25 protein-coding genes, 1 tRNA gene and 1 rRNA gene are annotated in these 21,190 nt (G+C 68.6%); 15 read left to right on the top strand and 12 right to left on the bottom strand.

Features of this window, described 5'->3' with window-relative positions; all coding sequences use genetic code 11:
- Positions 1–25: 25 nt before the first annotated feature.
- The 4 genes from sbcB to minC all read right to left on the bottom strand — a co-directional run bounded on the left by sbcB (position 26) and on the right by minC (position 3,493).
- Positions 26–1,519: an exodeoxyribonuclease I gene (gene sbcB, locus QLQ85_RS10395; protein WP_282738926.1), complete on the bottom strand. Its 1,494-nt coding sequence runs from the start codon at positions 1,517–1,519 to the stop codon at positions 26–28.
- A gap of 80 nt (positions 1,520–1,599) precedes the next feature.
- Positions 1,600–1,851: a cell division topological specificity factor MinE gene (minE, locus tag QLQ85_RS10390; protein WP_102588074.1), complete on the bottom strand. Its 252-nt coding sequence runs from the start codon at positions 1,849–1,851 to the stop codon at positions 1,600–1,602.
- A complete protein-coding gene (gene minD, locus QLQ85_RS10385; protein ID WP_282719772.1) occupies positions 1,848–2,666 on the bottom strand; it encodes a septum site-determining protein MinD in 819 nt (272 codons plus the stop codon). Before minD ends, minE begins: the two co-directional genes overlap by 4 nt.
- An 80-nt stretch (positions 2,667–2,746) precedes the next feature.
- Positions 2,747–3,493 (bottom strand): septum site-determining protein MinC, encoded by a 747-nt coding sequence (minC, locus tag QLQ85_RS10380; protein ID WP_282719770.1) that lies wholly within the window; start codon positions 3,491–3,493, stop codon positions 2,747–2,749.
- A 259-nt stretch (positions 3,494–3,752) separates the two neighbouring features.
- On the opposite strand from minC, the gene QLQ85_RS10375 reads away from it, so the two are divergent.
- The gene (locus QLQ85_RS10375) at positions 3,753–6,527 is read left to right on the top strand and encodes a DUF349 domain-containing protein (RefSeq protein WP_282738925.1); all 2,775 of its coding nucleotides are present in this window, start codon (positions 3,753–3,755) and stop codon (positions 6,525–6,527) included.
- A gap of 113 nt (positions 6,528–6,640) precedes the next feature.
- Here QLQ85_RS10375 and phbB read toward each other — a convergent pair whose 3' ends face one another.
- Positions 6,641–7,387 (bottom strand): acetoacetyl-CoA reductase, encoded by a 747-nt coding sequence (gene phbB, locus QLQ85_RS10370; RefSeq protein ID WP_282738924.1) that lies wholly within the window; start codon positions 7,385–7,387, stop codon positions 6,641–6,643.
- 192 nt (positions 7,388–7,579) lie between these two features.
- Between phbB and QLQ85_RS10365 the strand changes: the two genes are divergently transcribed.
- Positions 7,580–7,656 (top strand) — tRNA-Met (locus QLQ85_RS10365).
- Between the two features lie 89 nt (positions 7,657–7,745).
- Here the strand turns inward: QLQ85_RS10365 and QLQ85_RS10360 are convergent.
- A complete protein-coding gene (locus QLQ85_RS10360; protein ID WP_282738923.1) occupies positions 7,746–8,516 on the bottom strand; it encodes a DUF3750 domain-containing protein in 771 nt (256 codons plus the stop codon).
- A gap of 80 nt (positions 8,517–8,596) precedes the next feature.
- Between QLQ85_RS10360 and QLQ85_RS10355 the strand changes: the two genes are divergently transcribed.
- Positions 8,597–9,532, top strand: a complete 936-nt coding sequence (locus QLQ85_RS10355) for a tetratricopeptide repeat protein (RefSeq protein ID WP_282738922.1) — start codon at positions 8,597–8,599, stop codon at positions 9,530–9,532.
- 24 nt (positions 9,533–9,556) lie between these two features.
- On the opposite strand, the gene QLQ85_RS10350 is transcribed toward QLQ85_RS10355, so the two are convergent.
- On the bottom strand, positions 9,557–10,735 hold the full coding sequence (locus tag QLQ85_RS10350; RefSeq protein ID WP_282738921.1) for a MalY/PatB family protein: 1,179 nt from the start codon (positions 10,733–10,735) through the stop codon (positions 9,557–9,559).
- A gap of 71 nt (positions 10,736–10,806) precedes the next feature.
- Between QLQ85_RS10350 and QLQ85_RS10345 the strand changes: the two genes are divergently transcribed.
- The 9 genes from QLQ85_RS10345 (at position 10,807) to QLQ85_RS10305 (ending at position 15,826) form a co-directional block, all read left to right on the top strand.
- A complete protein-coding gene (locus tag QLQ85_RS10345) occupies positions 10,807–11,241 on the top strand; it encodes a hypothetical protein (protein ID WP_282738949.1) in 435 nt (144 codons plus the stop codon).
- Positions 11,242–11,290: 49 nt separating this feature from the next.
- Positions 11,291–12,103, top strand: coding sequence for a hypothetical protein (locus QLQ85_RS10340; protein ID WP_282738920.1), 813 nt, complete (start codon positions 11,291–11,293; stop codon positions 12,101–12,103).
- Between the two features lie 67 nt (positions 12,104–12,170).
- Positions 12,171–12,578, top strand: a complete 408-nt coding sequence (locus tag QLQ85_RS10335) for an acyl-CoA thioesterase (protein WP_282738919.1) — start codon at positions 12,171–12,173, stop codon at positions 12,576–12,578.
- Complete coding sequence (ybaK, locus tag QLQ85_RS10330) at positions 12,575–13,045, top strand: Cys-tRNA(Pro) deacylase (protein WP_282738918.1); 471 nt, start codon at positions 12,575–12,577, stop codon at positions 13,043–13,045. Before QLQ85_RS10335 ends, ybaK begins: the two co-directional genes overlap by 4 nt.
- An 84-nt stretch (positions 13,046–13,129) precedes the next feature.
- Positions 13,130–13,456: a hypothetical protein gene (locus QLQ85_RS10325; RefSeq protein ID WP_282738917.1), complete on the top strand. Its 327-nt coding sequence runs from the start codon at positions 13,130–13,132 to the stop codon at positions 13,454–13,456.
- A complete protein-coding gene (locus QLQ85_RS10320; RefSeq protein WP_282738916.1) occupies positions 13,428–13,949 on the top strand; it encodes a DUF501 domain-containing protein in 522 nt (173 codons plus the stop codon). The genes QLQ85_RS10325 and QLQ85_RS10320 overlap by 29 nt, the downstream gene beginning before the upstream one ends.
- Before the next feature lie 62 nt (positions 13,950–14,011).
- Positions 14,012–14,137, top strand: a complete 126-nt coding sequence (locus QLQ85_RS10315) for a hypothetical protein (RefSeq protein ID WP_258364096.1) — start codon at positions 14,012–14,014, stop codon at positions 14,135–14,137.
- 124 nt (positions 14,138–14,261) lie between these two features.
- A complete protein-coding gene (locus QLQ85_RS10310; protein WP_282738915.1) occupies positions 14,262–14,816 on the top strand; it encodes an LOG family protein in 555 nt (184 codons plus the stop codon).
- A 38-nt stretch (positions 14,817–14,854) separates the two neighbouring features.
- Positions 14,855–15,826: an NAD(P)H-quinone oxidoreductase gene (locus QLQ85_RS10305; protein WP_282738914.1), complete on the top strand. Its 972-nt coding sequence runs from the start codon at positions 14,855–14,857 to the stop codon at positions 15,824–15,826.
- A 1-nt stretch (position 15,827) separates the two neighbouring features.
- Here QLQ85_RS10305 and QLQ85_RS10300 read toward each other — a convergent pair whose 3' ends face one another.
- The gene (locus QLQ85_RS10300) at positions 15,828–16,328 is read right to left on the bottom strand and encodes a hypothetical protein (protein WP_282719752.1); all 501 of its coding nucleotides are present in this window, start codon (positions 16,326–16,328) and stop codon (positions 15,828–15,830) included.
- A gap of 73 nt (positions 16,329–16,401) precedes the next feature.
- The gene (locus tag QLQ85_RS10295; protein WP_282738913.1) at positions 16,402–16,917 is read right to left on the bottom strand and encodes a tetratricopeptide repeat protein; all 516 of its coding nucleotides are present in this window, start codon (positions 16,915–16,917) and stop codon (positions 16,402–16,404) included.
- A 228-nt stretch (positions 16,918–17,145) separates the two neighbouring features.
- Here QLQ85_RS10295 and QLQ85_RS10290 point away from each other — a divergent pair, with 228 nt between their 5' ends.
- Positions 17,146–18,177, top strand: coding sequence for an NADP(H)-dependent aldo-keto reductase (locus QLQ85_RS10290; RefSeq protein ID WP_282738912.1), 1,032 nt, complete (start codon positions 17,146–17,148; stop codon positions 18,175–18,177).
- Positions 18,178–18,291: 114 nt separating this feature from the next.
- On the top strand, positions 18,292–19,071 hold the full coding sequence (gene yaaA, locus QLQ85_RS10285) for a peroxide stress protein YaaA (RefSeq protein ID WP_282738911.1): 780 nt from the start codon (positions 18,292–18,294) through the stop codon (positions 19,069–19,071).
- A gap of 7 nt (positions 19,072–19,078) precedes the next feature.
- On the opposite strand, the gene QLQ85_RS10280 is transcribed toward yaaA, so the two are convergent.
- Positions 19,079–19,651: an isochorismatase family protein gene (locus QLQ85_RS10280; protein ID WP_282738910.1), complete on the bottom strand. Its 573-nt coding sequence runs from the start codon at positions 19,649–19,651 to the stop codon at positions 19,079–19,081.
- 101 nt (positions 19,652–19,752) lie between these two features.
- Between QLQ85_RS10280 and QLQ85_RS10275 the strand changes: the two genes are divergently transcribed.
- A complete protein-coding gene (locus QLQ85_RS10275; RefSeq protein ID WP_282738909.1) occupies positions 19,753–20,550 on the top strand; it encodes a Tim44 domain-containing protein in 798 nt (265 codons plus the stop codon).
- Positions 20,551–20,626: 76 nt separating this feature from the next.
- On the opposite strand, the gene QLQ85_RS10270 is transcribed toward QLQ85_RS10275, so the two are convergent.
- Both QLQ85_RS10270 and rrf read right to left on the bottom strand, forming a co-directional pair.
- The gene (locus QLQ85_RS10270; RefSeq protein WP_282738908.1) at positions 20,627–20,821 is read right to left on the bottom strand and encodes a hypothetical protein; all 195 of its coding nucleotides are present in this window, start codon (positions 20,819–20,821) and stop codon (positions 20,627–20,629) included.
- A gap of 290 nt (positions 20,822–21,111) precedes the next feature.
- Positions 21,112–21,190 (bottom strand): 5S ribosomal RNA (gene rrf / locus QLQ85_RS22915); the annotation flags it as partial.

Below are 21,190 nucleotides of genomic sequence, written 5' to 3'. Positions count from 1 at the left end.
GAGAGATCAGCCCCGAGCCCTATGATCATGCATCGAAGGCCTGGGGCGGCATGATCGCCTCCACATGCATCACCAGTTCCTCGAGAATCTGCCGGTCCCGGTCACTCAACGCCTCCCGGTTGAGCCGCTCGATCTCCCGGGCGAAATCCTTCAGCGTCAGGCTCGAGAGGGCCGGGTCGTTCATCCGCGCCCAGCGGAAGGCCTCCCACTGGACCTGCTCCTCGCTCTCGAGGGTTTCCGGATAGCTGCGCGCCCGGTAGCGGAACAGCATCTCCTCGAGACGCGGGTCCTGGAAGGCGAAACGCGCCCCGACCAGATCCCAGGGGTCGGTCTCGCGAACCCGCTGCATCTGCTGGCGATCCGAGGGCGAGAAGAAGCCGCCGGCATAGAGCATCAGGTCGGGATCCCGGGGGCCTTCCGGGGGGGGCGCGGAGAACACCTCGGCGACCCGGGCGGCGACCTCGGGCTGGGCAGACAGGAGCTTCCAGTGCTCGCGGCAGGCGGCCAGGTCCAGGCCCAGGCGTGCCACGATCTCGCCGTAGTCGCCCTTGCTGGGCCCTTCCACGTCCTTCAGGGCGCTGGCCGGGAAGAGCACCGGGCACTTGTTGATATGGATCACCTTGAGCGGGATGCGCTCGGTCCCCTCGGCCAGGTCGTCGTTGCTGACGAAGACCCGCTGGCGGATCTGTTCGGCGCTGAGGTCGAACAGCGGGGAGGGGTCCATCGAGAGATCATAGACGACCACCCCATTGGGGTTGCTCGGGTGCTCGGCCAGCGGCATCACCAGGGCACTGCAGGCGCGGCTCGCCGGGTAGCGGCGCGAGATGTGCAGCACCGGCTTGCGGCCCGGCACGTCGAGCAGCCTGGCCACCTGGCGCTTGCCGCGCAGCCCCAGCAGGAAGTCGAAGAGCTTGGGGTTGCGGGATCTCAGCAGCCGCGCCAGGGCGATGGTGGCACGTACGTCGGCCAGGGCATCGTGGGCGCCGGCGTGCTCGATGCCGTTGGCGGCGGTAAGTGCCTCCAGCTTGAAGCTGGGGGTGCCGTCGTCGCGCCGCGGCCACTCGATGCCAGCCGGGCGCAGGGCGTGAAAGGCCCGCACCACATCGATCAGGTCCCAGCGGGAGTTGCCGTTCTGCCACTCCCGGGCATAGGGGTCGAGCAGGTTGCGGTAGAAGAGGTGGCGACTCACCTCGTCATCGAAGCGCAGGCTGTTGTAGCCCAGGGCACAGGTACCCGGCTCGCTCAGCAGCGCCTGGATCCGTCCGGCGAACTCGGCCTCGGGCAAGCCACGACGACTGGCCTGCTGGGGCGTGATACCGGTGATCAGGCAGGCCTGAGGATGGGGCAGGAAGTCATCGGCCGGCTTGCAGAACCACTCCACCGGCTCGCCGATCTCGTTGAACTCGGCATCGGTGCGGATCGCTGCGAACTGGGAGGGGCGATCCCGGCGCGGGTCGGCACCGAAGGTCTCGTAGTCGTGCCACAGGAAGGTCAGCGGAGCGGCATGAGGCGGCGCCATGGGCGAGGTCTCTCCAAACGGTGCAGGCATGAAGGGAACAGCCTAGCACAGCCTCGCACGCCTCTCAGCCGGCTCGATGATCAGGCCCGGGGCAGGGTGACGTTCAGCTCCAGCACCGAGCAGTTGTCCTCGCTGTCGAGACTGATGTTGATGGCATCGTCATCGACCTGGACATAGCGACGGATCACTTCCAGCAGTTCCTTCTCCAGCATCGGCATGTAGTCCGGCTGCCCGCGCTGGCTGCGCTGGTGAGCGACGATGATCTGCAACCGCTCCTTGGCGACCGACGCGGACTTCTTGCGTTCTCTCTTCAGGAACTCGAGCAACTTCACCGGCGACCTCCTCCGAACATACGGCTCAACAGGCTCTTCTTCTGGTACTCGTGGAAGCGCAGCGGGACCTCCTCGCCGAGCAGGCGGGCCACGGTATCGGTATAGGCCTGGCCGGCGTCACTGTCGGCATCGTGGGTGACCGGCACCCCCTGGTTCGAGGCTCGCAGCACCGCCTCGGACTCGGGGATCAAGCCGAGCAGGTCGATGGCCAGGATCTCGCGGATGTCCTCTAGGTTGAGCATGTCCCCCAGGTCGACCCGCGACGGGTTGTAACGGGTGATCAGCAGGTGCTCGCGGATCGGGTCCTCGCCGCGTTCAGCGCGACGGGTCTTGGACGACAACAGCCCCAGGATGCGGTCGGAATCGCGCACCGAGGAGACCTCCGGGTTGGTCACCACGACCGCCTCGTCGGCGAAGTACATCGCCAGCTGGGCGCCGCGCTCGATGCCCGCCGGGGAGTCGCAGAGGATGTAGTCGAAGTCCTTGCCCAGGGTATCGAGCACCTTCTCGACCCCGTCCTGGGTCAGGGCATCCTTGTCGCGGGTCTGGGAGGCCGGCAGGATATGCAGGTTGTCGACCCGCTTGTCGCGGATCAACGCCTGGTTGAGCCCCGCCTCGCCCTGGATGACGTTGACCAGGTCGTAGACCACACGCCGCTCGCACCCCATGATCAGGTCGAGGTTGCGCAGCCCCACGTCGAAGTCGATGACCACGGTCTTGTTGCCTCGCAGCGCCAGGCCAGTGGCAATGGCTGCCGCACTTGTTGTCTTGCCGACCCCCCCCTTGCCGGAGGTCACAACGATGATCTTGGCCAAGTTACGCTTCCTGTCAGTCATGGTGGAATAAGGAGATAAGAGACGGCGATACGTCGCCGGCCAGACGCCGCGGAGCGGGCTCAGGCCAGCGTCGTGATGCCCAGCTGGTTGTCGGTCAGGCGCACCTGGACGGACGTGCCCAGCAGGCGAGGATCGATGTCCTCGAGCCGCTTGTAGTTGCCGGCCACCGAGAGCAGCTCGGCGTGCAGCTCGCGACAGAAGATGCCGGCCTGGAGGTCGCCGTGGATACCCGCCAGGGCGCGGCCGCGCAGGGCACCGTAGACATGCACGCTGCCGGCGGCGAGCACCTCGGCACCGGCATTGACGGCCCCGATCACCACCAGGTCGCCCTCCGGTGCCGTCACCTGCTGGCCGGAGCGTACCGTGCCACGGTAGATACGGCCACTGCTGCCCCCCGCCGGGGGCGTCTCCTGCCCCGCCTCCGGTTCGGCAGGCGTCGGCTCGTCGGGTGACACGCTCTCCAGCGAACGGGGCCGACTCGCCTCCTGGGGCGGGAACCAGCCCAGCCCCAGCGCCCAGGCCGACTGCTTGACCGGATCGGGACCGCCGCGTACCGCCACAGGCAGCAGCTTGTGGGCCCGGCAGACCGCGCAGATGCGTTCCAGTGCCAGGTGCGGCTCGTCGAGCTTCTCGACGTTGAGTACCACCGGGGTATGCTGGAAGAAAGCCGGAGACTGGCTGAGCTTGCCGGCGAGCTGTTCACGGATGCGTTCGGGGTCGGCGCTGGCCAACTCCATGACCGTCATCGGCAACATGCCGCCCTTGAAGGTGAATGCCATGCTGTCCCTGTCCACTTTGAGACTCATTGCCGGACTCCACGTCGGGTGATGGTCGGGGTACCTGGTCAAAGCTAAGCGAGTGACTCGGCCCCTGCAACTGATCATAAGCTCAGCGACCACCGGTTGTCAGTGTCTCCAGTCGGCCACACCCGGCCTCCGCGGCGGGCTTTTCCGCAGGCGCGACGCATGCTTAGATACGTCCATGCCTGCGGCCACGCGCCGCCACCGGCGTCAACAACAAGATTGCGCGCCTGCCCCTGCCGGCGCTTCCACGTCAGGATGGTCAATGTCTGGACTCCTTCGTCGCCTCTTTTCTCCTCGCTGGCAACACCCCGACCCCGGGGTCCGCCGCCAGGCGGCTGCCCGCCTCGACCCAGCGCGCCCCGAACAGCGCCAGGCCCTCGAACGGCTGGCCGGGGATGCCGACCCCGGGGTCCGCCGCGCCGCCCTGGCGCGTCTCGACGACCCCGAACGCCTGCTGGCCCTGCTCGACGAGGGTGCCTCTGCCGAGCTGCATGCCCATCTCGTCGCCCTGCTGACGGGCCGCCAGGGCGAGCTCGAGCTGGCGGCCCGCATCGCCCTGACCGAGCGCCTCGCTGCCCCCGACCTGCTGGCCGAGATCGCCCTGCAGGGCGACAACCAGCAGCTGCGCCTGGCTGCCCTGGGCCGCCTCGAGGGCGAGGAAGCCCTGATCCGCCAGGCCTGCGACAACGGCATCGCCGCCGTGCGCCACGCCGCCGCGGCCCGGGTCACCAGCGAGGCCGGCCTGGCCAGGCTGGTCCAGTCGTCCCGGCGCGACCGCCAGGTGATGCGCCAGGCGCGGGAGCGCCTCAACCGGCTGCGGGCCGACACCGCCTCGCTGGCCGCCGCCCGTGAACGCCGCGAGGCACTGCTCGAGACGCTGGAGCGGCATGCCCAGGCCGCCTGGGAACCGCTCTATGCCGGCCGTTTTCGACACCTTGCACGCGAATGGAGCGCGCTGGAAGAGCTGCCCGACGCCAGCCAGGAACAGCGCTACCAGGACGCCTGCCTGCGTTGTCGCAAGGTGATCGGCGACCACGAGGCCCGGCAGCTCTCCCGGGCAGCCGACCACCAGCGTCGCGAGGATGCCGACCAGAACCGCGAGGCCCTGGTGGAAGCGCTGGAGGAGAGCCTCGACGCCCTCACCCGCAGCGAGCGTCTCACCGAACAGGATATCGCCAGCCTGCGCGCCCAGAAGCAGCTGCTGGCCAACCGCTGGCAGACCCTCTCCGACCAGCATCTGGCCGACGAGGGTCTGCGCCGCCGTTACGACACGGCGCTGGCCGGCTACGAGCGCATCGCCCAGGCCTGGGTCAGGCTCGAGGAGCGGGCCGCGGCCATCGGCCAGGCCCTGACCGATGGCGACAATGAACGCCTGGCCGCCCTGATCGACGCCAGCGGCTGGCCCGACGACCTGGCCCCCGCCCCGCTGCTGCAGCGGGCTCGCCAGCGGCTCGCCGCCGAGGCCACCGATGACGACCTGGAGAGCCGCCTGGCCCGCTTCGCCGATGACCTGGCCCAGCTCGAGCGCCTGCTCGAGAGCGGCGCCTTCAAGGGTGCCAGTCGTCTCCATCAGCGCCTGCGCCAACAGGCCGACCACCTGCCCGAGGCACGCATTCGGCCCCAACTGGCGACCCTCAAGCGGCTCGCCGCCCGGCTGGCCGAGCTGCGTGACTGGCGGGGCTTCGTCGCCGGTCCCAAGCGCGACCAGCTGTGCCAGGCCATCGATGCCCTGGCCGAGGACGCCTCGCTGGCCGACGCCGAACTCGACCGCCGCCACCGTCAACTGGTCAAGGAGTGGAAGTCTCTGGGTGACGCCGCCGCCAACCGCCAGCAAGCCGCCAGCTTTCGCGCCGCCTCGGACCGCATCCATGAGCGCCTGGCCCCCTGGCGCAAGCGCCTGGACGCCGAGCGGGCCCGCAACCTGGCAGCCCGCGAGGCCCTCTGCGAGCAGCTCGAATCGCTGCTCGCCCAACCCGCCAGCGAGGCCGACCCGGACGCGCTGCGCGAGATCCGTGACAAGGCGCGGGAGCAGTGGCGCCTCAGCTCCCCCGTCCCGCGTGACCACGCCGAGGCCATCGGACGCCGCTTCGCCCGCATCCGTCACGAGTTGCAGGCACTGATCGATCGCCGGGCCGAAGAGGTCGCCGAGGCCAAGCGTCAACTGATCGCACAGGCCCGGGCCCTGCTCGAGGGCGATCAGCCCGCCACTCGCCGTGCCGAGCAGGCCAAGGCGCTGCAGCGGCGATGGCGAGAGTTGGGCCGTGCCCCACGTGGCGAGGAGCAGGCGCTGTGGCGAGAGTTCCGCGGCCTGTGTGACGGCATCTTCGCCAGCCGCGAGGCCGAACGGGACGACCGCGCCCAACACGCCCGGGAGCGCCTGGACGCGATGCAGGCACTGATCGACCGCCTCGACGCCTGGCACCCGGCCGACAGCCGTGACGCCCAGGCGCTGGAGCGTGCCATCCAGGAAGCAGCCGCCCTGGAGCCCCTGCCCTCCGGCCGCCGCACCGAAGGCATGCGCCGGCGCTGGTCGGGCATCATCCGGGCGCGCCGAGAGCGCCTGGCTCGCCTGGCGGTGGTCGAGGAGGTGAACCGCTGGCGTGACGTCCAGCCGCTGCTGGCGCGCCACCTGGAGGCCGATGCCGCCGGCCTGGCCGGGTCGGGATGCCACGACGTCGAGCCGCCGGCGGAGGTGACCCTGCCCGAGGACATGCGCCTGGCCCACGCCCGGCGCAATGCCGCACGCCGCCACCCCGGCGATCCGGCGGAAATCGAGGAGCAACTCGCCCGCCTTCGGGTGCATCTCTCGCTGCTCGCGGTCGGCCGGGTCAGCCACCGCGACGACCCGCTGCGCCTGGCGATCCAGGTCGAGCGCCTCAACGAGAACCTGGGGCGGGAACCGTCCCGGGCAGAGGAACTCCACGGCGTGCTGCGCGAACTGCTGGCCACCGGACCGGTTCCACCGGCCCTCTGGGCCCGGGAGGTCGGTGAATTCGACCACATGCTGGAGAACCTGGCCCGCCTGCCCCCGCCCTGAGCCTCCCGGCCGAGGCCATGAACGCGAAAGCGCGAGGCGGCGGCCTCGCGCTTTCTGCTAGTCCACGCTGCCCGCCGCCGGGATCGCCGGGGGCGGGCTCGGCGATCGGGCGATCAGCCCATGAACTGGCCACCGTTGATGTCGATGTTGGCACCGGTGATGAAGCCGGCTTCCCGGTCGGCGAGGAAGGCGACCAGGCGACCGATCTCCTCGGGAGTCCCGTAACGCTTGACCGGGATGGTCTCGCGGATCGCTTCACGCACCTTCTCGGGGATCTTCATGATCATGTCGGTGGCGATGTAACCGGGTGACACCGTGTTCACGGTGATCCCCTTGGTGGCGGTCTCCTGCGCCAGCGACATGGTCAGGCCGTGCATGCCCGCCTTGGCGGCGGCGTAGTTGACCTGGCCGAACTGCCCCTTCCGGCCATTGATCGAGGAGATGTTGACGATGCGGCCGTAGCCCACCTCCAGCATGTCCTCGATCACGCTCCGGCAAGTGTTGAAGACACTGTTGAGGTTGGTGTCGATGACCTCGTGCCACTGCTCGGCGGTCATCTTCTTCAGGGTGCCGTCCCGGGTGATGCCGGCACAATTGACCAGCACACTGACGGGTCCATGGGTTTCGCGAATCTCCTTTACCCCTGCCATGCAGGAATCGTAATCGGTGAGGTCGATGCCGGACAGCGCGATATTCTCGTAGCCGTCGGCCTTCTGGGTCTCGAGCCAGGCTCTGGCCTTGTCCGGGTTGTGATATCCGGCGACCACCGTGAAGCCTTCGGCAGCCAGCGAACGACAGATCGCAGTCCCGATACCACCGGTACCACCGGTGACCCAGGCGACGGGTGCTTGGTTGGTCATTGACTACCTCCCTGATATTCATGACGCTTGACTTGACCATGGCCGGGAACGGCCCAAGGCCAGTATTGTTCTCCCGATTGTCATCTTCATGACAATCACCGGCAGTATGGACCACGAGAAGCGCCACGGACGAGCGTTTGAAATCGCCTCTTGACCCTCATCATAAAAAGCGTAGAATGCGCCTCACGTTGATGCGGGGTGGAGCAGTCTGGTAGCTCGTCGGGCTCATAACCCGAAGGTCATCGGTTCAAATCCGGTCCCCGCTACCATCTTCGAAGAGAAAGGCCAGAACCAACCGGTTCTGGCCTTTTTCATGCCTACGGTAGACCTTCCGGTAGCTCGTCGGGCTCGGCTCTTATCATCCCCCCTCCGCCCCCTTGATGACCGGCGCCATGCCCAGCCGGCCGACCCCCGGCAGCTTGAGCGCGGGGCGCCGCACGTCGATACCCAGCGACAGTCCCAGCAGGTTGAGCTCGAGCCCCTCGTCACGTCCCAGGGTCAATCCCAGCATCCCCCACAGCGAGGCCGTCGCGCCACGCCCGCCCGGCGCCGCGGCCAGCACACCATCGAACAGGTAGTCCTTGCCCACCGCGGTCACCGGCAGCACCACCTCGAGCCCCGGTACCTCGCGGGCCACCCAGGCGGTGAAGGTGTTGCTGTTGGGGCCAGGCCAAGCACGATAGCTCGACGGCGCCGGATAGGCCGCCACGGCCGCCTCGATATCGGCGATCATCGCCGCGGCCGCCTCGCCGCGATAATCGGCCAGCAGCGCCGGGGCATTGCCGTACCAGGCACGATCCGGCGTGGCCGTCGACTGCGAGACCAGCGTCGGGCGACGCCAGCTCATCACGTGATGCATGCGATAGGCTTCGGCGCCGGCCACCCGCGTGGCGATCCAGGTGTGCACGCCGAAGGCGCCGCGCCAGCCCCAGGCGCGCGCCGCATAGACTTGCACCACCGCCTCGGGAGCCTCCAGCGCCGTCGGGGCCAGCCCTGCCGGCTCCCTGCTCGCCGAGGCCCAGTGGCCGCCACCATCGCTCCGCTCGGTGCCCAGCATCCACAGGGGGCCAGCCAGCAGCAGCGCCAATGCCAGCCCCAGGCCGGCCACCAGGCACAGGATTCGTCCCATCGATGGCATGCTCCCCTTGAAGTCCCGGCCCGTCACCCGCATCTCCGAAGTAAATTCACTCTGACCCAAGGCCACTGACCATGTCCATCGTCGATCCCCGCACCGGCGAGCCGCTCGCCGACGTCTCCGCCCCCGGCGACACCCCTGCTCCGGCACCGGGCCTTCCGGATGCCGAGGTGATCATCGACGTCGACCGCGAGAACATCCAGCAGCTGCTTGAGCTCTCCATGCAGGTGCCGGTGCTGCTCGACTGCTGGGCACCCTGGTGCGAGCCCTGCAAGAACCTGATGCCGGTGCTCGAGAAGCTGGCCCGTGAGTACCAGGGCACCTTCATCCTCGCCAAGCTGAACATCGACGAGAACCAGGAGATCGCCGCCCAACTCGGCGTGCGCTCGGTGCCGGACGTCAAGCTGATCAGCCAGGGCGGCCTGGTCGACCACTTCCAGGGCGCCCTGCCCGAGAAGCAGATCCGCGAATGGCTCGCCCGCTACTTTCCGGCCCCGGAGGATGCGCCGCCGAGCCCCGAGGAACAGGCCGCCGAGGCGCTCGCCGCCGGCGACGCCGCCACCGCCCGCGCGCTCTACGAACAACTGGTGCAGGAGGCCCCCCAGCACTACCCCTATCAGGTGGAACTCGCCCGCGCCCTGGTGGCCGAGGGCAAGGCCGAGGATGCCAAGGCGCTGCTCGACAACCTGCCGCCGGAGGAGCGGGACGCCGCCCCGGCCCGCGGGGTGCGTGCCAGCATCGAGTTCGGCGAAGAGGCTCCCTCGGCGACGGAGCTGGCGGCGCTCGAGGGCCGCGACGACAGCGAGGCACGCTTCCAGCGCGCCCTGCGCCAGGTCGCCGATGGCGACTACGAGGTCGGCCTGGAGTCACTGCTGACGCTGATGAAGACCGACCGCGCCTACGGCGACGACGCCGCGCGCAAGACCCTGCTGCGGGTCTTCGACGCCCTGGGCGCCGATCACCCACTGACAGTCACCTATCGCCGCAAGCTCTTCGCACAGCTCTACTGAACAACCGCGGGGCACGTCCTGGGGTCAGTCCCTCAGCACCCGGTCGAGGCGCTCCAGTGCCGTGTCCAGCTGGGAGGCGGTGGTACCGAAGTTGAGCCGCACGAAGCCAGGCCAGCCGAAGTCCGCCCCCTCCGAGAGCGCCACCCCGGCCCGCTCCAGCAGCGCCTGCTTGGGCGAGCCGTCATGCCCTGCCAGGCCGTGCGCCCGGCGCAGGTCGAGCCAGGCCAGGTAGGTCGATTCCGGCGGGCTCATGGCCACGCCGGGCCACTGCGCCACCCGCTCCACCAGGGTCCGGCGATGGCCGCGCAGCACCTCGAGCAGCGCCCGCCGCCAGGGGTCGCCCCGGGCATAGGCCGCCTCGGCGGCCACCAGCCCCAGGACGTTGCCGTCCGGCTGCAGGCCGCGCACCATGGCGGCAAAGCGCCGCCGCAGGCCGGCATCGGGAATCACCGCACAGGCGGTGGTGAGCCCCGCCAGGTTGAAGGTCTTCGACGGCGCCCACAGCGTCAGGATGCGCGAGGCAAGTTCCGGGAAGGCCGCCGCCAGCGGACGGTGGCGAGCCCCCTCGTCGAGCAGCAGATCGCAGTGCAGTTCGTCGGAAACCACCAGCAGGTCGTGGCGCGCGACCAGCGCGGCGAGCCCGGCCAGCTCCTCCCGCGTCCAGACCCGCCCGGTGGGGTTGTGAGGCTGGCACCAGAGCAGCAGGCGTGTCTCGGGGGTGATGGCGGCTTCCAGCGCCTCGAGATCGAGGCACCAGGGCTCGCCCGGCGAGGCGGGCGCACGCATCGCCGCCCGCTGGGGCAGCCGGCCGGTGCGCTCGGCCACCTTGAGAAAGGGCGGATAGATGGGGGTCACCGTCAGCACGCCGTCGCCCGGCTCGGTCAGCGCCAGGCTCGCCAGGTGCAGGGCGGGTACCACGCCGGGCAGCCACAGCTGCCACTCCGGCTCGATCGTCCAGCCGTAGTGCCTGGCGCTCCAGGCACACAGGGTGTGGCGCAGCGAGTCGGGCACCAGGCCGTAGCCGTAGACGCCATGGTCGACCCGGGCACGCAGCGCCTCGACCACCTCCGGGGGCGAGGCGAAATCCATGTCGGCGACCCACAGCGGCAGCACCTCGTCGCCGTAGTGATGCCACTTCTGCGACGGCCAGTCGCCGCCCTGCGGGTGGCGACGCTCCACAGGCGTGGCAAAATCATACTCCATGCGTACTCTCTCCAGTCGCAACGCCCCAGTCAGGACAGCCAAATCGGGACAACCATCAGATGAACGAGACCATGCCGCAAAGCGGCTTCTATGCCAAGGTACGCCGCGGATTGCCGGCGCTGGTCGGCCAGTGGCTACGTTTGGGCCAGGCCGAGACCGACCGCCTGGCGCTGATCCTCGCCGAGACCGCCAGGGTGGCCAAGCTCGGCGACCCCGAGGCCACCCCGAGCGGTGCCACCCTGGTCGCCTGGAGCGAACCCGATGCCGGCGACGCCATTCCCCTGTGGGCGGCCCGCACCGCCACCTTCCTGCTGGTGCAGATGCCGGCGCGGCCGGTGCCCGAGGGCGACGACGAGGCCTGCGCCTGGGCCTACTGCTGGCTGCGCAACCGCGACTTCGACGGTTTCGAGGCCGCCGAAGGCGCCCTGCCCGAGCATCTGCGCGAGCCCCTGGCGGCCGCCCTCAAGGCGGCATGGACCGACCGGCAGGGCCTGCGCCTGGTCTGATAGAGCCAGGCGGCCTCGGGGCGTATCCCCGAACGATAAGGAACCATCTATGGATGTTCCCCTGAGCTGGCAGTTGGCCAAGCTGCTGGTCTCCATCGGCATGGTGCTGGGGCTCGGCGCCATCGCCGTGCGCGTCAGCCCGCGCGTCGCCGGGCTGCTCGCCGGCTACCCGCTGGGCACCGCCATCGCGCTGTTCTTCATCGGCCTGGAGCTCTCGCCGACCTTCGCCGCCGAGAGCGCCGTGCATACCCTGGCGGGCTTCACCGCCACCCTCGCGCTGGGCGGCGGCTACCTGCTATGCGGCCGCCGTGACGGCCTGCCCGGCGTGCTCGCCGGCACCGCCGGGGGGCTGGCCGCCTTCCTCGCCACCAGCCTGCTGCTGACCCAGGTGGAGTTCACCCGGCTCGGCGGCACCCTGACCACCCTGGTGGCCATCGTCGCCTTCCTCCGCCTCTACCGCCGGGTTCCCGATGCCCGGGTGGCGGCGCGCGGTACGGTCGCCTGGCCGGCCCTGGTGCTGCGCGGCCTGCTCGCCGCAGCGATCATCTTCACCATCACCGGTCTGGCCCACGTGTTGCCGGCGGCCTGGGCAGGGGTGATGGCGGCCTTCCCGGTCACCATGTACCCCTTCCTGGTGATTCTCCACCTGACCCACGGCGCCGCACCGGTGGCCACGGTGATCAAGCACTATCCGGCCGGGCTCGGCTCGCTGCTCGCCTATGCGTTGTGCGTCTCGCTGACCTACGACACCCTGGGGCTGGTGCTCGGCACCCTGAGCGGCTTCCTGGTCGCCACCCTGTGGCTGCTCGGCTGGACCCGCCTGCAGGCATGGCGAGCCGCGCGGCTCACCGCGAGCACTTGACCGAGCGCTTGCTAGGGATAAAGCTGTCCTACGCACCAGACGACGATCACCAGACAAGGATCCCCCGATGTTCGTTCGCACCATCGAGCCCGCCTTCTACGACACCGATGCCCTCGGCCACGTCAACAACACCCGGCTGCCGGCCTGGTTCGAGCTGGCCCGCAACGATCTCTTTCGGCTCTTCACCCCCGACCTGGACCCGCGCAAGTGGCGCCTGATCATGGCGCGGATGGAGGTCGATTACCGGGCCGAGCTGCAGTACGGCAGCGAGATCGAGATCCACACCTACGTCTCGCGCCTCGGCAACAGCTCGTTCACGGTGAGCCAGGAGGCTCGGCAGAACGATCGGTTGACCAACCTGGGCCATACGGTGATGGTGCACTTCGACCACCAGGCCAAGTGCGCCATCCCCATCGAAGGAGAGCTGCGCGAGGCGCTGCAAGCCCACCTGCAGGAAGAGCCCGCAGACGCATGACACCGGCGGTGAAGGCATTGGAGAAGGCCGGGGTCGCCTTCTCGCTGGCCAGCTACGAACACGACCCGCGCACCCCCGCCTACGGTGAGGAGGCCGCTCGCGCACTCGGCCTGTCGCCCGACGAGGTGTTCAAGACCCTGCTCGCCCGCCTCGACGACGGTCGGCTGGTGGTGGCCATCGTCCCGGTCTCCGGCCAGCTCGACCTCAAGGCGCTGGCGCGCGCCGCCGGCGCCCGCAAGGCCGTCATGGCCGAGGCCGAGGCCGCCGAACGCGCCACTGGCTACGTGCTGGGCGGCATCAGCCCGCTGGGGCAGAAGAAGCGTCTGGCCACCTTCCTCGACGCCAGCGCCGAGCGTTTCGGGGCGATCCATGTCAGCGGCGGACGCCGCGGGCTCGAGATCCGCCTGGTACCACAGGACCTGATGCTGCTCACCGGGGCTCGCCTCGCCACGCTCGCCAGGGCCTGAACGCCGGCGAGCCGAATGGTGCCCTGCGCTGTCTCATTGATACACCCCGGTCCGGCCGGGACATTCTCACCACAGGAGCCGGTCATGGCCATCCGCTACAACCTCTGGCTGGATCCCGACAACGTCGCCCGGCACCGCGCCGTGGAGGCGGACCTGATCCGCTTCTTCATGGAGCGTTTCGCCGACTACCCGCATATCCGCTTGTTCGGCGCCGACCCTTACGATTATGATGCGCCGTTCAATCGCCTCCATGACGTGTTGATGGCCCGGGCGGGTGAGTATTGCCAGCGGCAGTGGAACTATGTACCGGCGCCCGAACAGCTCACCCGTGCCTTCTTCCTGGCCGTCGGCCGTTCGAACAAGTTTGTACGGGACCCCGACGATGGTGATCCGCACCGACCAGACTCCTGACGAGCGCCAGCTGGCCATCATCGCCGAGCAACTGGGCCGCCCCCCGAGGGGCATCGACGCCGTCTCGGCCACCGATGGCGAGGGCACCCCGCTGGTGCTGCGCATGGCCCCCATCGTCGACGGCAAGCCCTTCCCGACCCTCTACTGGCTCAGCTCCGAGCGCCTCAAGATCGAGCTCTCGCATATCGAGGCCGCCGGGGTGATCAAGCAGCTCGAGACCCGGTTGCAGGACGACCCCGACTTCCTCGCCGCCTATCACCAGAGCCACCGCGCCTACGTCGAGGCACGCTGGCGCTTCATGAGCGAGGCGCAGCGGGACGAGGTCTTCCGCCTGGGCTACGATGGCGTGCTCAGGGAGCGCGGCATCGGCGGCATCGGCAACTGGGACCAGGTCCGCTGCCTGCACACCCAGTATGCCCACCACCTCTGCGGCGACAACGTCATCGGCCGGTGGCTGGACGCCGAGTACGGGGTCGCCGACTGCCTGCCCTGAACCATCCCCGCCGTCCCCGAACCCTAACCCCAAGACCCACTCCCCAGAGAAGGAGCCCCCTGATGTACGTCGATACCCATGTGATTGCCAGTCTCGCCCTGATCGCCAGCATGGTGGTGATCACCGGCGTGGGCATCAAGCTGCTGCGTCAGGCCATGAAGCGCGACGCGGCCAGCGGCTCGCGCTGACCGGCCATCACACCACGAGGGGCGCCATGACGGCGCCCTTCGCGTCTTCGGGGTACGGGTAGGTCACGGGCTTTCGAGACCCTCGCCACGGCGCTAGGATGGTGGCCTTGCCAAGGAGAAGAGCATGTCGAGATTCTGCGTCTACCTGGGCTCACGGGACGGCCGTGACCCGCAATTCCTCGAAGCCACCCGCCGGCTCGGCGCCGAACTCGCCCGTCGCGGCCACACCCTGGTCTACGGCGGGGCCCGCATCGGCCTGATGGGGGCCCTGGCCGATGCCGTCATGGCCGAGGGCGGCGAGGCGATCGGCGTGATGCCCGATCACCTGGTGGAGCGCGAGCAGGCCCATCATGGCCTCAGCGAGCTGATCCGGGTGCGCAACATGCACGAGCGCAAGGCGAACATGGCCACCCATGCCGATGCCTTCATCGTGTTGCCCGGGGGCATCGGCACCCTGGAGGAGTTCTTCGAGGCCTGGACCTGGCACTACCTGGGCCTGCACGACAAGCCGATCGGCGTGCTCGATACCGGTGGCTTCTATGCGCCGCTGCTGGCCTTCCTCGACAGCACCGTGGAGCACGGCTTCCTCGATGGCCGTACCCGGGCCGAACTGATCGACGCCACCGAACCGGCGGTGCTGCTGGACGCCCTGGAGGCCCAACTGGCAACCACCGCCTGATTCACCGTGTTCGTTCACCACCCCGAGGAGCTTGCACCATGCATGCCATCAGCATCGACGGAGAACGCCTGCACTGGCAGGAGGTCACCGGGCCGGGGCCGCTGGAGAGCGGCCAGGTCCGCCTCCGCGTGGCCTGGGCCGGAGTCAACCGTGCCGACCTGATGCAGCGCGCTGGTCGCTACCCCCCGCCACCCGGGGAAAGCGCGATCCTCGGGCTCGAGGTCAGCGGCACCGTGACCGAGGCCGGCTCCGGCGTCGAGCGCCTGCGCGCGGGTGACAAGGTCTGCGCACTGCTCGCCGGGGGCGGCTATGCCGAGGAGGTGGTGGTGGATGCCCGCCAGGTGCTACCGGTGCCCGAGGGCCTCTGCCTGCGCCAGGCCGCGGCACTGCCCGAGGTCTACGCCACCGCCTGGCTCAACCTGTTCATGGAAGGCGCCCTGGCCGCGGGGGAGCGGGTGTTGCTGCACGCCGGCGCCAGCGGCGTGGGCACCGCCGCCATCCAGCTGTGCCGGGCCTTCGGGCACCCCTGCTTCGTCACCGTGGGCAGCGAGGAGAAGCTCGCCGCGTGTCGCGCCCTGGGAGCCGAGGCCGGCTGGAACCGCCACGACGGCAGCTTCGTCGAGGCGGTGAAGGCCTGGGGCGGCGCCGACATGATCCTCGACCCGGTGGGCGCGAGCTACCTCGCCGACAACCAGCAGGTGCTCAATGCCGATGGCCGCCTGGTGCTGATCGGGCTGATGGGTGGCCGCACGTCGGAGCTGGACATGGGGCGGATGCTGATGAAGCGCCAGCGGCTGATAGGCTCGACCCTGCGCGGCAGGCCGCCGGCGGCCAAGGGCGCCATTCTCGACGCCCTGCTGACCCATGTCTGGCCACGCCTGGTCAGCGGCGAGCTGAAACCGCTGGTCGACCGCACCTGGCCGATCACCGAGGCAGAGGCGGCCCATGAACACATGAAGCGGGATGCCAATATCGGGAAGGTGCTGCTGTCGGTCAGCGGCGAGGACTGAGTCAGGCGTCGCCGGCGAGCTCACGGGTCCGCTGGTAGGTGAGCTGCAGCAGCCGGGCGTCGTCGCCGGCCCGGTGGCGATGGATACCCAGCTCGCGCACCAGCGCTTCCTTGGTCGTGCTCCACACCGCCAGTTGTCCCTCGCTGAGCAGCATGCGCAGCGCCTCGAGGCGGAACGCCGGCAGCGTGCCGGCATGGTGGAAGAGCAGGGACAGCCAGGAGTTGTCGTAGCCCCAGCTGTCGCTGTAGGCGATACCCAGGTCGGCCAGTTCATCGTTGAGCCAGTGCGCCACCTGGCGCACCGGATAGCCTTCGCGCTCCAGCCGGCCGCGACTGATCCCGTGAAGCAGCTCCGCCTTGGGATCCCAGTGGCTCCACTCGGGAAGGGGTTGCACGAGGAAGGCGCAGGTACTGCCGTCGGGCCGGGCCAGACCGACCTCGATGGGGTAGCTGCCACGCCCGAATCCGGACGCTTCGATATCCAGCAGTGTCGGTAGCGTCACGGGGAGGCGGGTCCTCGATGATGGGGCTCCAGGTCGGAGAAGGGCCGGAACATGTTTCCGGCCTTCGGATGACCTAGTGTCGCGTCTCGGCTTCGCCACTGTCCAGTTGGCCGGCGAACTCGACCTGACGATCGGCCAGCCGCTGCCAGTACTCGGCACGCTCGGCGTCCACCGACAGGCCGAACTCGCCCAGGCGATAGGCCCTGGCCAGGCGGCCGGCGGCCAGGGGGTGGCCGGCCTCGCCGGCACGGGCGTACCAGGTCACGGCATGGTCATCGCGGCGGGGATAGAGGGCGCAACCATGTTCATGGATCTGTCCGGCCTGGTACTGGGCACGGGCATCCCCGGCATGGGCGGCCTCGAGCACGTAACGCGCCCCGCGTGCCTTGTCCTGGGGGCTGACGCCGCGATGGAAGAGCATATGCCCGTAGAGCGACAGCGCCGCCGGGTGACCGGCATCGGCACAGCGCTGGAAGAGATGCATGGTCAACTTCTGGGTACGCGGCGAACGAGGCAGCCAGCGGGTATGGAACAGCTGCTCCGCCAGACGATACTCGAGCCGAGTGAACAGTGATGATGCCTGAGGCATGGCAAGCAACCCTGGTTCTGTGGTGCCGAAGACGACATCGCCCACTACCCTGTGCGCGGCGTCATTCGCATGCTGTGACGACTGCCCTTCGGACTCCGCCGGGGCAACGGGGCCGCAAGCATACGCTCGCCTCGGCGGCGACTCAACCCCTGGCATTTGCTGCCTTGGTCGGCCAGCCGCTACCATGCCTATTCCAGAATCAGGTTATCCTTGCAAGGGGAATGACGGATGCAGACGCGACCGCTTGGCAATACCGGCATCGAGGTCAGCCGACTCTGCCTGGGTACCATGACCTTCGGCGAGCAGAACAGCGAGGCCGACGCCCACGAGCAGCTCGACCGTGCCGTGGCCTTCGGCATCAACTTCATCGACACGGCCGAGATGTACCCCGTACCGCCGAAGGCAGAGACCCAGGGACGCACCGAGGCCTACATCGGCAGCTGGCTGAAGCGCCGCAGTTCCCGCGACGACGTGATCATCGCCACCAAGGCCTCCGGCCCCGGCCTGGAGCATGTGCGCGGTGGACCGCGCCTGACCCGCGAGCACCTGCACCAGGCCATCGACGAGAGCCTCTCCCGCCTGCGGACCGACTACGTCGACCTCTACCAGTTGCACTGGCCGGACCGTCGTACCAACTTCTTCGGCCGGCTCGGCTACGAGCATGACGAGGAGGAGGACAACACCCCTCTGGAGGAGACGCTCTCGGCACTCAAGGAGCTGGTGGACGCCGGCAAAGTCCGCGCCATCGGCCTGTCCAACGACACGCCCTGGGGGGTCATGCGCGCCCTGCACCTCGCCGAGACCCTCGGCCTGCCGCGGGTGGCCTCCATCCAGAACCCCTACAACCTGCTCAACCGCACCTTCGAGGTGGGGCTCGCCGAGATCGCCCATCGCGAGAACGTGGGACTGCTGGCCTATTCGCCACTGGCCTTCGGCGTGCTCTCGGGCAAGTACCTCGACGGCGCCCGCCCGGAAGGCGCCCGCCTCACCCTCTTCGAGCGCTTCCAGCGCTACACCAACCCGCTGGCCGAGGAGGCGACACGGGCCTACGTGCAGATCGCCCGTGACCATGCCCTCGATCCGGCGCAGATGGCCCTGGCCTTCGTCAACTCCCGCAGCTTCCTGACCAGCAACATCGTCGGTGCCACCACCATGGAGCAACTCGAGGACGACCTGACGAGCGAGTCGCTCCGGCTCGAGCAGAGCGTGCTCGACGCCATCGAGGAGGTACACCGGCGACTCCCCAACCCCGCGCCCTGAGCCCCTCCTTGCAAGGCGGTGGACTATCGAGGCGATAGCTCACTGCCGGCAGGCGACTTGGTATACTCGGGGCCATCGCCGTCAGGCCCATCTTCCAGGTACAGGAGCGCCCCCATGCTGAGTGTGATCTCGCCCGCCAAGTCGCTGGACTTCGAGACGCCGGCCACCACGGCCCGGCATTCCCAGCCGGACTTCCTCGATCGCAGCCGTGAATTGATCGAGATCCTGCGCGACTACTCGCCACAGCGACTCAGCGAGCTCATGGGCATCAGCGACAAGCTGGCCGGCCTCAATGCCGCCCGATACGCCGAGTGGCACACGCCCTTCACCCCGGACAACGCCAAGGCCGCGGCCCAGGCCTTCAAGGGGGACGTCTACGTGGGGCTGGCAGCCGATACCTTCAGCGACGACGACAACGCCTTCGCCCAGGACCACCTGCGCATCCTCTCCGGGCTCTACGGCCTGCTGCGTCCGCTGGACCTGATCCAGCCCTACCGACTGGAGATGGGCACCCGGCTCGAGAACCACGCCGGGCGAGACCTCTATGCCTTCTGGAGAGAGACCCTGACCGCGGAGCTGGACCGTGTCGTGGCCGCCAGCGGGAGCCCGGTGCTGGTCAACCTCGCCTCCAACGAGTACTTCAAGGCGATCGACCCCAAGCGGCTATCGGCCCGGGTGATCACCCCGGTATTCAAGGACGAGAAGAACGGCAAGTTCAAGATCATCAGCTTCTATGCCAAGAAGGCACGCGGCCTGATGGCCGCCTGGATGATCCGACAGCGGCTGAACGACCCGGATGGCCTCAAGGCATTCGATGTGGCCGGCTATCGCTTCAGTGACGCCATGTCGGACGGCGACACCCTGGTCTTCACCCGCGAGGAAGGCGCGAGCTGAGCGCGGCTCAAAACCGCAGGGGCCGTGCGGAGCGGCCCTTGAGGAAGCGGCGATGGGCCTGCTTGAAGCGTTCGTCGTCGCAGCGATGCAGCCACTCGTAGGCCACCATGTCGGCGCTTACCGCCACGGCACCGGCCTGTACCATGCGCTCCCTGGCCAAGCGCGCCTCGGCGGCACGTCGGCTCGCCGTGGCCTCCACCAGCCAGAAGACCTCATAGCCCGCCTCCAGCAGGCCGAGACCGGTCTGCATCACGCAGATATGTGCCTCGGTGCCGCACAGCACCACCTGTCGTTTCCCGCTCTCGGCCAGCGCCGCGGCAAACGCCGGTTCCTCATGGGCGCCGAAGTGGACCTTCTGCCACAGGCGATGCCCCGGCAGCGCCTCCAGCAGCCGTGGCTCGCTGCCACCGAGCCCCTGTGGATACTGCTCGGTGACCCACACCGGGACGTCCAGCGATTCGGCCAGCCCCCCCAGCCAGGCCGCTTCCGTCACCGCCTGATCGCCATTCTCGATCACCGGCAGCAGAGCGGCCTGCAGGTCGACGATCAACAGCAGGCTCTTCTCTCGCGTCAGGCGCATCGGCGGCCCCCTCTCTTAAGTGGTCGTGGCTGACCAGCATAGCCGCTAGAATGGATGCTTCCGACCCTTTCTCATCCTCTTCCCCGATGGAGAACCCCCTGATGCGTCACCTTCTCGTCATGCTCGTGGTTGGCGTGCTGGGCTTCGGCCTGGCCGTGGACCACGCCGATGCGCGCCGCCTGGGTGGCGGCAAGACCTTCGGCAGCCAGTCCCGCACCGTGCAGCAGCAGCCCGCGGCCACTCAGACCCAGGCCACCGGCAACCGCGCCGCCCAGGTCCGCCCCGGCTCACGCATGCCCGGCATGCTCGGCGGCCTGCTCGCCGGCGGCCTGCTTGCCGCGCTGTTCTTCGGCGGCGCCTTCGACGAGCTGCGTCTGATGGATATCCTGCTGGTCGCCGGCGTGGCCTTCCTGCTCTTCAGGCTGTTCGCCCGGCGCCGACCGGCCATGGCCGGTGGCCAGCCGGAAACTCGTGAGCACCCCCAGGCCTTCCAGGCCGACAGCGCCCCCCTGGGCGGCAGCGCCTTTGCCGGCGAGCCGGAGTGGTTCGACCGTGAGCGCTTCCTCGGCGGTGCCAAGGAACACTTCATGACCCTGCAACGGGCCTGGGACAACAATGATTTCGCCGGCATTCAGGAATACGTGACGCCCGAGCTCTACAACCTGCTGCGCGAGGAGCGGGCCAGGCACCCGGCCAACAACCGCACCGAGATCGTGCGTCTGTTCGCCGAACTGGGCGACGTGCGCGAGGCGGGACAGCGCGCCGAAGCCACGGTGATCTTCCATGGCATTCTCGACGAGAACGGGGAGCACAACGAGTTCAACGAGACCTGGCACCTGATCCGCGAGCTGCGCGACGATGCCCCCTGGTATGTACAGGGCATCGAGCAGAACGGCTGAGCGTGCCCCCTTCTACCCTCTGAACGACAGGAGGCCGGGCAGTCGCCCGGCCTCCTGCATCTCTGCCGCCCTGCGGTCAGTACCCTTCGGCGGAATCCTGAATCTCCTCGCCCATCTCCTCGACGCCTTCGCCGGCATCCTCCATCGCCTCGTCGATGTTCTGCCCGGCTTCCTCGGCCGGCCCCGGGTCATCCTCACACGCCACCAGCGCGCCGGCCATCATGGCAACCAGCAGTGCCAGGCCAAGCCTCTTGAGCATATCGGTCTTCATGATCGTCTCCTCCTGAGCACTCTCTGTCCACAAGGTCGTTACATTGGAGTAATCCCTTGAAAAGCCTAGTCGAATTGACGCGCCATGACCACTACGCCCTGCACCCCACTGTATCCGATGCGCTATACATCCGAAACGCACCGAGCGGAAATGAAAAAACCCCGAGCTCTTTCGAACTCGGGGTTTTCTGAAGAAGTGCCTGACGACCCGGGCGGCGCTCCGCTACTCTCCATGGGAGACCCCTAAACGACGAAACCCAGCCTCTTTCGAAGCTGGGTTTCTGAATAGATGCCTGACGATGACCTACTCTCGCATGGGGAGACCCCACACTACCATCGGCGCTGAGCGGTTTCACTACTGAGTTCGGCA

Source organism: Halomonas kalidii, assembly GCF_030010475.1.
GTDB lineage: Bacteria > Pseudomonadota > Gammaproteobacteria > Pseudomonadales > Halomonadaceae > Halomonas > Halomonas heilongjiangensis.
Note: the sequence above shows the minus strand (reverse complement) of the source record. Positions and strands in the feature narration are given on the sequence as shown.